At 51.1% G+C, this 12,513-nt stretch carries 11 protein-coding genes; 5 read left to right on the top strand and 6 right to left on the bottom strand.

Translation table 11 applies throughout. From position 1 onward, the window contains the following. Positions 1 to 212 precede the first annotated feature (212 nt). The 4 genes from ACO0LC_RS01210 to ACO0LC_RS01195 all read left to right on the top strand — a co-directional run bounded on the left by ACO0LC_RS01210 (position 213) and on the right by ACO0LC_RS01195 (position 3,295). Positions 213 to 470 (top strand): hypothetical protein, encoded by a 258-nt coding sequence (locus tag ACO0LC_RS01210; protein ID WP_422999808.1) that lies wholly within the window; start codon positions 213 to 215, stop codon positions 468 to 470. Between the two features lie 35 nt (positions 471 to 505). Further along, positions 506 to 1,390 (top strand): sensor histidine kinase, encoded by an 885-nt coding sequence (locus ACO0LC_RS01205; protein WP_422999807.1) that lies wholly within the window; start codon positions 506 to 508, stop codon positions 1,388 to 1,390. A gap of 46 nt (positions 1,391 to 1,436) precedes the next feature. Beyond that, positions 1,437 to 2,234: a LytR/AlgR family response regulator transcription factor gene (locus ACO0LC_RS01200; protein ID WP_422999805.1), complete on the top strand. Its 798-nt coding sequence runs from the start codon at positions 1,437 to 1,439 to the stop codon at positions 2,232 to 2,234. A 227-nt stretch (positions 2,235 to 2,461) separates the two neighbouring features. Beyond that, complete coding sequence (locus tag ACO0LC_RS01195; RefSeq protein WP_422999803.1) at positions 2,462 to 3,295, top strand: hypothetical protein; 834 nt, start codon at positions 2,462 to 2,464, stop codon at positions 3,293 to 3,295. A 301-nt stretch (positions 3,296 to 3,596) separates the two neighbouring features. Here ACO0LC_RS01195 and ACO0LC_RS01190 read toward each other — a convergent pair whose 3' ends face one another. From ACO0LC_RS01190 to ACO0LC_RS01170, 5 genes are all read right to left on the bottom strand, one after another. Next, positions 3,597 to 4,094 carry a hypothetical protein gene (locus tag ACO0LC_RS01190; RefSeq protein WP_422999801.1) on the bottom strand — a complete coding sequence of 166 codons (498 nt, stop codon included), beginning with the start codon at positions 4,092 to 4,094 and terminating at the stop codon, positions 3,597 to 3,599. After that, positions 4,091 to 5,440, bottom strand: coding sequence for a hypothetical protein (locus tag ACO0LC_RS01185; RefSeq protein ID WP_422999799.1), 1,350 nt, complete (start codon positions 5,438 to 5,440; stop codon positions 4,091 to 4,093). Before ACO0LC_RS01185 ends, ACO0LC_RS01190 begins: the two co-directional genes overlap by 4 nt. Positions 5,441 to 5,559: 119 nt before the next feature. Next, positions 5,560 to 6,918, bottom strand: coding sequence for an 8-oxoguanine deaminase (locus ACO0LC_RS01180; RefSeq protein ID WP_422999797.1), 1,359 nt, complete (start codon positions 6,916 to 6,918; stop codon positions 5,560 to 5,562). Positions 6,919 to 6,939: 21 nt separating this feature from the next. Then, positions 6,940 to 8,328, bottom strand: a complete 1,389-nt coding sequence (locus tag ACO0LC_RS01175; RefSeq protein WP_422999795.1) for a nucleobase:cation symporter-2 family protein — start codon at positions 8,326 to 8,328, stop codon at positions 6,940 to 6,942. Between the two features lie 672 nt (positions 8,329 to 9,000). Next, a complete protein-coding gene (locus tag ACO0LC_RS01170; RefSeq protein WP_422999793.1) occupies positions 9,001 to 10,758 on the bottom strand; it encodes an allantoate amidohydrolase in 1,758 nt (585 codons plus the stop codon). A 213-nt stretch (positions 10,759 to 10,971) separates the two neighbouring features. On the opposite strand from ACO0LC_RS01170, the gene uraH reads away from it, so the two are divergent. Continuing rightward, a complete protein-coding gene (uraH, locus tag ACO0LC_RS01165; RefSeq protein WP_422999791.1) occupies positions 10,972 to 11,325 on the top strand; it encodes a hydroxyisourate hydrolase in 354 nt (117 codons plus the stop codon). 5 nt (positions 11,326 to 11,330) lie between these two features. Here the strand turns inward: uraH and ACO0LC_RS01160 are convergent, their stop codons facing one another. Beyond that, positions 11,331 to 12,269 carry a LysR family transcriptional regulator gene (locus tag ACO0LC_RS01160; RefSeq protein WP_110254977.1) on the bottom strand — a complete coding sequence of 313 codons (939 nt, stop codon included), beginning with the start codon at positions 12,267 to 12,269 and terminating at the stop codon, positions 11,331 to 11,333. Positions 12,270 to 12,513: the final 244 nt, after the last annotated feature.

The raw sequence follows: 12,513 nt of genomic DNA, 5'->3' as shown, positions 1-12,513 counted from the left end.
CTTTTCCTCGACTCTTCCCAATTATCCTCGCAAATGACCGTTAAACCCAATCAAGTTACTGTTAGTCGCAGCAGGCTATTGCCTTGTAAAAGTGCCTGCTATTCTGTCTCCATGGATGAAGGAAATCATCCGGCAGACAGGAGAGAAAAATGAATACACCAACAGAAAACACTTTGGTCACCCTTGAAACAGCCACTAACAGGAGCGATAACATGAACAGCACAAACAACAACCCAGTTCTGGATTTTGCCAAAAACCTGGCAGACACCCTGGTCTATGCAGGCCGCCATGCGCTGGACTGGGTATTGCAGGCATCATGGAAGAAGCTCTTGCTGACTTCTTTGCTGACTTTGATCACTGGCGGCATATTGCATTTATCATCATTGGCAAATGGCCTGGTGTTTGGCGCTATCATTGCCAAATTATTTGCTGATAAAGACAAGACAGCAAGCAACCCGCAAACTGAATAAGCCGCCTTGCAAGATAAGCGGTGAATGGAAATGGTATGAAACATCGTGACGATAACAAAGTACTCGACCTGATCATGGATATCACCGATACGGTGACCGTGATCTGGTGGAAGTTCTTTGACTGGCTGGCGGTAGTGCCCTGGTCATCTTTACTGGCCATCTCGCTGGTCGCCATGATAGTAGGTGGTGCCCTGGGCCTGGGTAGCCTGATGCCCGGGCTGGTGTTCGCTTCCTGCATTATCAAGAGCCTGGCAGGCGGCAAACGCAGTGCAGAGATAGCCGCCACTGCGGCAGCAACCCGGGCCGATGTAGAGGCACTGGAACGTCGCTTACTGGAAGCAGAAATGGCAGCGCTGCAAGCACAGATAGAGCCACACTTTTTGTTCAATACCCTGGCGCTGATAGGCCAGCTCATAGAAACCAATCCGGCGCAAGCCACGATAGTGCACCAGCACCTGATCAAATACCTGCGCTCGGCCATGCCACAGATGCGTGACAAGGGTAATGGCAAGCTGGGCCTGCAAATAGAGATGTGCCGTGCCTACCTCAACATCATGCAGGCGCGCATGCAGGAGAGGCTGACTTACCAGATAGACTTGCCGTCGGAGCTGGAATTCTTGCCCTTCCCTTCGATGATGATACAAACCCTGGTAGAAAACGCCATCAAGCATGGCCTCGAACCCAAGACTACAGGTGGCAATATCGACATCAAGGCCCAAATAAGCGAGGGACAATTACTGGTCGAAGTCACAGACAATGGCATGGGCTTTGACATGCATGCCGATGATGGCATGGGCCTGACAAACATACGTGAACGCCTGAAAGTCCTGTATTCAGGCAAGGCGCAACTGGTCATAGAAGCACCACAGGCTGGTGGTGCCATCGTCGGCATACTGGTACCTGTAGACAGCAAGGCATAAGCCTATTATTCTTAACAATTCAGCGTTTTGCATTCAGGGTAACCGCATGCCAGTTCAAGCCACAGCAATGATAGTCGATGATGAAAGCCCGATGCGCGACCAGCTACGTGCACGCCTGCAACAAGCATGGCCAGACTTGTCCATCATTGCCGAGGCTGCCAATGGCATAGTCGCCATAGAACAGGCCGAAGAACTGCATCCCGACATTATCTTTCTCGACATACGCATGCCGGGCAAGAATGGCATAGAAGCCGCCAGTATATTAGCGAAGCAGGCACTGGTGGTATTTGTCACCGCCTATGATGAATATGCGATACAGGCTTTCGAGCGCGGTGCCATGGATTATCTCTTGAAACCGGTAGAAGCCGACAGACTGGCTGGCACCTGCCAACGCCTGCAAGAGAGATTGCAACAGCGCCAGCAAGAAAAAATCGCGCCCACCAATGCCGCCAGCGACCAGGCCAGGCAGGTGGAACAAATGCTGACACAATTAATGCAGCAGCAAAGCCAGAAGCGTGAATACCTGCGCTGGATACAAGCCAGCGTAGGCAGCAGCCTGCGCATGGTCAGCACCAAGGAAGTCTTGTTTTTCCGTTCCGATGAAAAATATACCCTGGTGCAGACTGAGCAAGCTGAATACCTGATACGCAAATCACTGAAAGAACTGGAAGACGAACTCGACCCCAAAGAGTTCTGGCGCATACACCGCTCCACCCTGGTGCGCGTTTCTGCCATAGCCGAAGTCACCCGTGATTTCCGTGGCCGTCAATTGATAGGTTTGAAGGGCCATGCAGAGAAACTGGAAGTCAGCCGCAATCACACGCATTTGTTCCAGCAAATGTAGTATTCGGCTCAGAATGATCTTTGCTCAAACCTGATATTCAACACTGATATCTTTCCATTCACCAGCTTGTGTACATGCTTGCTACCGAATGAAAAACTCTTCTTCAACACGATTATTCAAATGTAAAAATTTGAAATAAATCTACTCCGGCATGTCAGCTTTTCCGATACTTCCAGCTTATAAAAGATACTTACAAAGGTATTTTTACTCTGCCAAGGAAGCCTGACATGTCCCAGACACCATTAACCACCCGCAGCACTTCAGCGGAAGCACAACTTGCATCCATCAACGCTGCCTTCCCCAAGCGACGCATGCAAATACTCGCTACCGGAAAACAGGGGGTGCTGATGTTGATAGGTCTGTCCATGACCGGGCTGCTTTTTCTGGTCGGTCTGATCTATATGACGGTGCCGGATTTTCTGTATGACTACAAAGTATCCAAAGACCCTGTCGTGGATGAACGCGCAGAAATCCACGGTAGCTGCAAAAGCCGCAAAGTGATCTTTATTGACTGCGATGTCAAAATCCGTTATCTGCCAACACCGCAAGATACCGTAGCACAGGAGATCAAGCACAGCTTCTGGTTTGTCAGCTTCCAGCCATCCATGTCCACAGTAGCCGTCAGGTCCAGATCCAATCCCAGCATGATCACGACGACCATGGCGACCGAACATATCACCAACCGTTTTTTCATGATACTGACTTTTGCCCTGCTGTTTGGATTCATTTCTTTCGGTTGCCTGTACGCCGCCTGGTTGAGCAATCTTTTTAATCGCCTGATAAAAACAAAACCGGGCTTGCTACCGGTGATGGTCAAAGTCAAAGACATACAAAATGAACGTACCGTGTACTTTGAAACCGATATAGATGGCGTGAAGAAAAAACTCCGCCACATCATGCGCAAGAAAGAAGGCCCGCTGTTCCTGCCGCATCAACAAGATATGGCACTGGCAATCAGGCTCGCTGGCACACCCCATGTCGTCATACTCAATGATGATCTGACGACACTCGATTTTACGGAGCAGGAAAGAAGTACACTGAGAGCAGCTATTGCAGCTTGAGTTAACAAACTGAATAAGAGTTCGCATGCATTTTGGATATGCATGCGAACCAGCAAGCAATGATCCTCTTCTAACTCATCCCGGCGGCAGTGCTGTGCTGGATACAGGCCAGCCTGCGCATGGTCGGCACCAAGGAAGTTTCGTTTTTTACTTCAATGCAAAATATAACCTGGTGCACGTCTCTGTTATTGCCTAAGTCACCTGTGATTTCCATGGTCGCAAGTTGATAGGTTTGAAAGGTCATACCGAAAAACTGTAAGTCCGTCGCAATCACACTCATCTGTTTCAGTAGATGTGACACTCACTTGATGAGATTGTCATCAGTCTTGAAGTATATTTTGACAGGCGCCAGATCAGGGGCTTTTTTCTGATAAGGGTAATGAAATAGTTCAGCCGCTAGGCGCCCATTGTTGGCACTGGGTACCAACATGATATGCGAGCCTTTGGCAATACCAAAATAGTTTTTCTTGTCACAGGCTTCGAAGGGAGTAGCAGGCCCCCAGGCGAGAGGACAAGCTGTCTGCCATACGACAAAGCCTCGCCAGTTGAGTATATTACTGCGACACTCCATCCCAAAACTGCGCACGGAAAAGGTCAATATTGAGGTATAGCCATCCTGCCCTTTTATAGTCAGATAAGCCTTGTATTGTCGGGGACTGAGCTGTTCTTCCTCAAACTCTACACTGGCCTTGGTGCCACTGCAATCCAGTTCCATGGGTTTGGGTGGCGCGGCAAAAGCAGCCACCGCATAGATGCTGAAACACAGAAAACATAAAAACTTTTTGATAGCCAAACTCATTTTGATATAGCCTCACTTTTTCTTGAACGTTTTATGCGACGGGATAATTTGCGTATATCTGCATCCGTATCATATGCCAGTTCTTCAAGAATATCGTCAGAGAGCACAGCATTGTCATTCAGAATTTCTAGTAAATCCCTTCTGTGTAAAGCGCAATTCATATTGTAGTACATGGCTTCCAGCGGTGCCTTGCAATCAGCCCCGGGATTCGCTTTGAAGATGGCGATGATGCCTTGTACCAGCAGATGCACTTCATCAAAATTCTTTGCTCGCCCTATTATTTCCAGCAACAAGTCAGCATCCCCGGCCTGATAGTTACTGACGAGCAGGTGCAGGTACTCACAGGGGATTCTCTCTTCCCGCAATTTTTTCAAAGCCAGGGCGCGGATGTCATCACCAGAAAAATGGCTGAGCGCAAGCACTGCATTATTCACTGCTACAGTTTGATGATTTTTTTGGCCACTCGCAATTTTTAGCAAAGGCGCGTAATCAAAAGGGAATTGGGTCGCGTAGAAAAAACGTAGATACTTGAATTTTCTGAGTTTCTCTTTTTCATCCAGAAAGTTTCGGGCAACTGTGATTATTTCTTCCGGGCTCATCTTCAAAGTGCGTACACTGCTAAACCCGGCACGTTTATTTGGGCGATTGATAATTTCCTCCACATCTTTCACCGTGTAGGCTGAAGGCTCTTTCCGGCGTGAGCGTTCGAAAGGCTCTATCGCAGATATCAATTTAAAATAGTTCTGGATGTAGGGATTTTCCTTAGCTGCAGACTCAAATTCTTTAAAGACATCCAGCGCAGGATTAGCGTCCTGAAACTCGTCTATATCCCAGCGATATTCATACCATGCCCATTCTTCTTCAGGGAGTTTGCCTATCTTTTCCGCTAGCTTGAATAATCCCTGCAAACCATCCATCTTCATGATCCGTTCATTTCCACAAAGCTCATAGCCATCTTCAAAAGATTTCTCGAAACGCTCAAGAAAAATATCGCGCGCATGAAGATTTCCATCCTGATAGAAATGCAGGGCAAGGTCACACAATTGATTCAGATCAGAGACGTCGGATTTTTTCTTTTTGAGTTTTTGAAGTACTGCTTTTTCTATCAAGGCTCTATTCTTAGCCCGCCTGATCATAGGGTATAAATAATCGGCTCTGCTACCTTCAGATTGAGCATCATTTGCGAGATTCCTGACGGATGCCGCAATGAGTTCTCTGGAAAAATCCAGTTGAGGATACGCCTTCATGAGCAGTATCGCCCTGCCTGTTCCCAGGTTCAGGGAATGGAAAAACTGCTTTTTCAGCTCTGTAATTTCAGCTGGGTTTAATGGAATCTGTTTTTTCATGCATGAGTTATTAAAGTCAATAACTCAAGCATACCAGCAAGTTCTGGATACACGAAAATTGTATGCTGACAGCGGCATTTTTTATACCACTGTCAGCATTTGGAAAGAGCAAGATCAGCTCAACGTGCTGCCTCAGCCAGTTGATGGGCAAGACGATTATGCCTTTCCATCACTACTGGTAAATCTATGGACGTGATTTGTCCATCACGCACCACGACACGGCCATTGATGATGCTATAAGCCACATCTGAAGGCGTACAAAAGACCAGGGCCGCGACCGGGTCATGCCAGGCACCGGCATAACCTATCTGCTTCAGGTTAAACATGACGATGTCGGCCGACATGCCGGGTTTGAGTGCGCCTATGTCGTCGCGGTTGAGTACCTTGGCACCACCCAGGGTCGCGACTTCCAGCGCCTGTCTGGCTGTCATGGCGTCAGGGCCAAAACCCACACGTTGCAGGAGCATGGCTTGCCTGACTTCGCCCAGCATGTGGCCAGAATCATTCGAGGCGCAACCATCGACACCCAGGCCGACACTGACACCGGCATCCAGCATCTTGCGTATTGGTGCAATGCCGGATGCCAGGCGCATATTCGAGCAGGGGCAGTGGGCAATGCCTGTGCCAGTGCGGGCGAACATATAGATGCCATCATCATCGAGTTGCACACAGTGCGCGTGCCAGACATCATGGCCTACCCAGCCGCAGTCCTCGGCATATTCTGCCGGGGTCATATTGAACTTCTCACGGCTGTAGGCGATGTCATTGGCATTTTCTGCCAGGTGAGTATGCAGTGAGACGCCATAGCTGCGCGCCAGTGTTGCTGATTCGCGCATGAGATCGCGTGAGACAGAAAATGGCGAGCAGGGTGCAACGACGATGCGTTGCATGGCGTGGCGGCTGCTGTCGTGATAAGTCTCTATCAGGCGCCGGGTGTCGCGCAAGATGCTGGCTTCGTCTTCCACTACGCGGTCTGGCGGCAGGCCGCCTTTTGACTGGCCCACACTCATGGAACCACGCGCCGCATGAAAGCGCATGCCTATCTCTTGCGCTGCCTGCAGGCTGTGATCAAGCTGGCAGCCATTCGGATAGATGTAGAGATGGTCGCTGCTGGTTGTGCAACCAGACAGGATCAGCTCTGCCATGGCGGCCTGGGTCGATACCTGCACCATCTCTGGTGTCAGATTGGCCCAGATAGGGTAGAGATTGGTCAGCCAGTTGAACAGCTCACCATTTTGCGCCGCAGGTATGACACGCGTCAGGCTTTGGTACATATGGTGATGGGTATTGATGAGGCCGGGCATGACAACATGGTCAGTCGCATCGATGACTTCTTCGGCGGTTTGCGGCAAGTCTGCGCTGAGGCCTACCTCAGCGATGACATTGTCGATGATGTATACCGCACCATTGCTGATTTCTCGGCGCGTGTCGTCCATGGTGACGACGACGCGGGCATTTTTGATAAGTAAGCTGGCCATAAAAATAAAATAACAGATAAATTAATGGTCGGAGCTGTGAGCCGCCGCCATGGCAAATGCCTTGGCTTCAGACTCGGCACCCTGACCGTTGAAAAACAGATTGAGCGTCACTGCCGCAATGGTGGCCAGCAAGATGCCGCTATCGACTATCGTGCCCAGCCAGTGCGGCAGATGAGAGAAAAACTGTGGTGCTACAAGCGGTATCATGCCTGCCCCTATGCTGACGGCAACGATGAACAGGTTATGACGCTGGTGATTGAGCCCGGCATTACCAAGTATCTTGATACCGGTGGCCGCCACCATGCCAAACATGACTATGCCTGCACCACCGAGTACATACACAGGTATCGATGCCGCCACATGCGCCATTTTGGGGAACATGCCAAACGCCACCAATATCACACCCGCAGCCGCGCAGACATAACGGCTGCGTACACCAGTAACACCAACCAGGCCTATGTTTTGTGAAAACGAGGTGTAAGGAAAAGTATTGAAGACACCGCCGATGACCGTGCCCAGACTGTCAGCCCGCAAGCCATTCGCCAGTTCTTCATTGCTGATGCGCTTGCCGGTAAGCTCAGACAGGGCGAGGAACATGCCTGTCGATTCGACCATCGTGACTATCATGACCAGGCACATGCCTATGATGGCACCCAGGTCAAAGCTTGGCATGCCATATTGAAACGGCATGATGAAGGCAAACCAGCCTGCCTCACCCAGGCCATCAAAACTGACCTTGCCCAAGACCAGCGAAACCACAAAGCCCGCCACCATGCCCAGCAAGACCGAGATATTGCCCAGGAAACCGCGCAAATAACGTGTCATGAGCATGATGGAGACCAGCACAAAGAATGCAATCGCCAGGTTCTCAGGCGCACCATAATTGGGATTGGGCTGCATGGATTTGCTTGCTGCATCAAAGATCATTGCTTGCCCACCCGCGGCCCAGTTGATACCCACGCGCATGAGGGTAATGCCGATGACGGTGATGATGGTGCCGGTAACCACAGGCGGGAAAAACCTGACAGCCCGGCTCATGAAGGGCGTAATAATGAGACCAAAAATACCGGAGGCAATCACTGCCCCATAAATGCTGAGTATGCCCAGATTCGGGTTACCCGCCATTGCCACCATGGGGCCGACTGCCGCAAAGGTGACACCCATCATGACAGGCATGCGTATGCCAAACTTCCAGATGCCCAGGGCTTGTATCAAGGTCACCAGGCCGCAACAGAATAAATCGGCATTGATGAGGAAGGCTATCTGGTCTTTGGGTAGGTGCAGGGCACCGCCGATAATGAGAGGCACGGCTATCGCCCCGGCATACATCACCAGCACGTGCTGTATGCCCAGAGTGAATAATTTTGCTGCTGGTAGCTTTTCATCTACCGGGTGTGTCGCTGTTTGCATCGTCTCTTCCTTGCTTGATGGTTTGGTTTTTTTGACACATCACTGCTGGGTTCTCTGACGGAATTTTTTGTCAGTGATGGCTGGAAATGCACATACTGAGCTGCTAAAGATTTAGGCGACTGGTAATCGGTATGACGGGGAAATGCATCATGTGCAAGACTCCTGGTTTGCCTTCCTGACGATGGTGTCGTCAGGAAAAGCGGCTACAAATACAGCCGAAACATATAGTCCGACTGCGCTTTTTACTGCTGCCTGACGAAGCACATCCTCCACGAACTGGAAGAAGACATCTCGTCAGGATTGATCTGCGTCGTAAAAAAATGCCGGTGAAAGCATATTCTTGCGTCGCCTCAAACCATGTTGCGCTATCAAGCACAAACATGGCAGCAGGCTCAAGCTCAGTCTTGGTCCTGCATCAGGTCTTCATTGCGAAGCTGATGCAGGCAATACTGAAAGTGGCGCCAGAAATCCTGGTAAAACGGGTACAGAAAAACCTCTCAACACAGAGACACAGAGGGGGCACAGAGGAAAAACAAAACAGAAAAAGGTTTTCTCATGCTTTTCTCTGTGGTGTAGCAGGGAATTCATGCGGCATGCCGCATGCCTGCGGAACGAAGACTTCTTGCAAGAAGTCTTTCCTTCCTCTGTGTCTCTGTGGTGAGCTCTTTGGTCCTAATCCCTACCCTTAAAACTCCTTAAAAAATCGAGCAAGATTTGGGCCGAGACTTCTGCATCGTCAGCGCTCATGGTTTCCAGTGGGTTGTGGCTGATGCCGCCGTTGCCGCAGCGGGTGAACAGCATGGCCACATCGGTCATCTTTGCTATCGCCATGGCATCATGGCCTGCGCCTGATGGCAATTCAAAGGCGGGCAAACCTGCCCTTTGCGTGGCTGCTGCCAGTTGCTGCATCAGCCATGGGGCACAAGGCGCTGCCGGGGCTGATACGGCTTTGACTATATTGACTTCAATATTGCGGCGCTGGCAGATGGCGTCTATCTTTGCCAGGATGTCATTCACCGCGGCATCGCGGGTAGCATCGTCAGCGGCGCGGATATCGAGCGAAAGATTGCAGGAGCCGGGGATGACATTGACTGAACCATGCGGCACCTGTAACTGGCCTACGGTGCCAACCAGGGACGTTCCATTGGCGCAACGCTGTTCTACATACAAAATGATTTCTGCTGCAGCAGCGGCAGCATCCTTGCGTATGCTCATGGGTGTGGTGCCAGCGTGGCTGGCGACACCTTTGAGTTGCACCTGATAGCGACAACTGCCGGCGATGGAAGTGACGATGCCCACTGGCAGGTCACGGCCCAGCAAGACCGGGCCTTGTTCTATATGCACTTCTACATAGCCCAGGATTTGTGCAGGGTCACGCGCTATGGCCGGGATTTGTTTGACATCATGTCCGGCGGCAGTCAGTGCTTCACGCATGCTGATGCCGTCTGCATCGGTCTTGTCCAGCAAGGCCAGGTCGAACTGGCCGATGACGGCATTACTACCGAGGAAGGTGCTTTTGAAACGCACGCCTTCTTCTTCAGAAAAGCCGATGATTTCGAAATTGAAAGGCAGTTTTTCATTTCTGTCGTTCAGATACTTGACGATGGCGATGGGTAGCAGGATCCCTTCGCGGCCATCGTATTTGCCGCCATTGCAGACGGTGTCATAGTGGGAGCCGGTCAGCAGGGTCTTGGCGTCGGTTGCATCAGACAGGTAGCGGCCCACCACATTGCCGACTGCATCGATATGCACATGCATGCCAGCTTCGCGCATCCAGGCTGCCAGTTGCTCTGCAGTTTTTTGGTGCGCGGCTGTCATGTAGGCGCAGGTCAGGCCATCTTCATCATCGCTCCAGGCGGCCAGGGTTTCTGACCATTGCATGATGGTGTTGCCGAATTGCAGAGTGTGTTCGAGCAAATCATTCAGACGCAGTTCAGCAATGCGGCCTATCTGGCGCAGGCATTCTGCCAGCTCGTCTGCACGCTGGTTTTTAAAACGACGCTGGAAGGTGGCGATGATGGTTTCCCGCGTAAAGCCCTTGCCATCCGGCCCTTTGACGGCGAGGATGAAGGGGAAACCAAACTTGCTGTTGTAGTCGGCATTGAGCTTGTGCAGTATCGAAAATTCTTCAGGGCTGCAATTGGTCAGGCCCGCCTTGGCCTGTTCACCGGTCGATTCTGCCGTCAATTCTCCGGCGATGGCGGCCTTGCCTGCCAGCTCGGGGTGAGCACGGATCAGGCCCAGTTGTTCTGCCTCCGTCGCCTGGCTGACCACGGTTTGCAAGGCCAGCTTGAGAGCCGTGATGCTGGCAAAGGGGCGGCTGGCGGCAGCCCGTTCAGGTATCCAGGGTGAATGTTCATAGATACCGTGCAGGATGTGCACAAAGTCTTGCGTGCTACAGTGGTTCAGGTGGTCCAGAGTTGTCGTCATAATTGCTCAGGCGTTGTGCCTGTTATTTGTACGTATTCATTAATGTGACCGGTGTTGTCCCGGCATGATGATGATGAAGCTTAAGCCCAATTCCGGCCTGCAATGTGCTGCTGTCTTCATGATCTGTATATCTTCGATAGTATATTGATAGACTGCTGGCAGTATAAGATTTGGCTGATAGCGCATTTCAAGTCATCAATATAGGAGATCAGTATGGGAAAGCTCAGTACACATGTGCTGGACATCACCGTTGGCAAACCCGGCGTGGGTGTGCAGGTGGAGTTATATGCCGTCAATGCAGGTGAGAAAACCCTGCTGAAGACAGAAACCACCAACCATGATGGCCGCTGCAATGCGCCCTTGCTGGAAGGTGACAGCCTGAAGCCAGGCCTGTATGAGCTGGTATTTGCGGCAGGCGATTATTTCGACAAGCAGGGCCTGGACCTGCCCAGCCCCAAATTCATAGACCGCGTGACCCTGGCTTTTGGCGTGGCCGATGCCAGCCAGAATTACCATGTGCCGCTGGTAGTGTCGCCATGGGCTTATTCAACTTACCGCGGCAGTTAAAAAAGCTATTTGCTCATCAGAGACTTGGCTGCCTGGGCAATCTGCTCACGCAGCCATCTGTGTTCTGGTGAATGATGGACGCGTTCATGCCAGAGCTGGTAAAAACGCAGTGGCGGGAATTTGATGGGGATGGAAAAAGTCTTGAGTTGCAGGCTTTTTTCATAAAAGCTCAGGTATTGCTTGCCTGTTGTCAGGACCATGTCGGACTGCGTCAGCATATGTGGCATCAGGCCAAAATAAGCAGATTCAACGACGACATTGCGACGCAGGTGCTGGCGTTCCAAGTGGGCGTCGATAACGCCATGATAACCGGACAGGAGTTGCGAAGGTGCGACATGCGGCAGGCTCAGGTAGTCTTCCAGCGTCATGTCGTCAGTGCCGGTGCGCTTGGCATACGGGCTGTCGGCGCGCATGGCGCACACGATGGGGTCTTCAAACAGTTTCGATAGATGCAGATGCTGCGGTGGCTCGTCCCAGTTGGCGATGACAAGGTCAAGGTCGCCGTCAGACAGGTGGCGTACATAATCGACTTCTGCCCCCAGGCCATGGATGACGATGCGGCTTTTGGGTGATTCACGGCGCAGGCGCTCGACGACGCTGGGCAGGAATTGTACATGCAGGGAATCTGGCGCAGCGATGTGGAAGGTCTTGCTTTCCTGCTGGGCGACGAAGGGGACCTTGCGTTCAAACAAGAGCTCTGTTTCATCGAGTATGCGCTTGGCAGGCTTGAGCAGGGTTTCACCATGCGGGGTAGGCACCATGCCACGGCCACCACGTACCAGCAATTGATCGCCAGTCAGCTCGCGCAGTTTGCGTAGCGAGGCAGAAATCGAAGGCTGGGGCTGGTTAAGCTTCAAAGCCACGCGGGAAACGTTTTTCTCACTGAGCAAAAGATACAAAATGCGTATCAGATGCAGATCGAGATGATTGGGTAGTTGTGCCATGCTGATGCCTGTCTTCAAACGTATATCGAAATCTGTATTTTTAATATACTTGGTTTTCAATGAAGTTTGTAGGGAAAAAGTTTATCGTTGCCAGACTTCACCAAGTTTTTTGCTATTAATGCTGGACCAACGGCACCTGCCCTTGGTCTAACTGCGGCAATAGGAGACATTTGCAGCAGTTAGATACATTTTGTGGTTTTTTAGCACTGACATCGTGAATAATAGGAAGGTATATTCCTCAATA

The sequence above is a fragment of the Undibacterium sp. JH2W genome, from assembly GCF_049340425.1.
GTDB lineage: Bacteria > Pseudomonadota > Gammaproteobacteria > Burkholderiales > Burkholderiaceae_D > Undibacterium.
Note: the sequence above shows the minus strand (reverse complement) of the source record. Positions and strands in the feature narration are given on the sequence as shown.

Excerpts from the sequence above, each read along its gene's own strand:
- ACO0LC_RS01210 (WP_422999808.1), top strand. The coding sequence starts at position 213 with ATGAACAGCACAAACAACAACCCAGTTCTGGATTTTGCCAAAAACCTG.
- ACO0LC_RS01205 (WP_422999807.1), top strand. The coding sequence starts at position 506 with ATGAAACATCGTGACGATAACAAAGTACTCGACCTGATCATGGATATC.
- ACO0LC_RS01200 (WP_422999805.1), top strand. The coding sequence starts at position 1,437 with ATGCCAGTTCAAGCCACAGCAATGATAGTCGATGATGAAAGCCCGATG.
- ACO0LC_RS01195 (WP_422999803.1), top strand. The coding sequence starts at position 2,462 with ATGTCCCAGACACCATTAACCACCCGCAGCACTTCAGCGGAAGCACAA.
- ACO0LC_RS01190 (WP_422999801.1), bottom strand. The coding sequence starts at position 4,094 with ATGAGTTTGGCTATCAAAAAGTTTTTATGTTTTCTGTGTTTCAGCATC.
- ACO0LC_RS01185 (WP_422999799.1), bottom strand. The coding sequence starts at position 5,440 with ATGAAAAAACAGATTCCATTAAACCCAGCTGAAATTACAGAGCTGAAA.
- ACO0LC_RS01180 (WP_422999797.1), bottom strand. The coding sequence starts at position 6,918 with ATGGCCAGCTTACTTATCAAAAATGCCCGCGTCGTCGTCACCATGGAC.
- ACO0LC_RS01175 (WP_422999795.1), bottom strand. The coding sequence starts at position 8,328 with ATGCAAACAGCGACACACCCGGTAGATGAAAAGCTACCAGCAGCAAAA.
- ACO0LC_RS01170 (WP_422999793.1), bottom strand. The coding sequence starts at position 10,758 with ATGACGACAACTCTGGACCACCTGAACCACTGTAGCACGCAAGACTTT.
- uraH (WP_422999791.1), top strand. The coding sequence starts at position 10,972 with ATGGGAAAGCTCAGTACACATGTGCTGGACATCACCGTTGGCAAACCC.
- ACO0LC_RS01160 (WP_110254977.1), bottom strand. The coding sequence starts at position 12,269 with ATGGCACAACTACCCAATCATCTCGATCTGCATCTGATACGCATTTTG.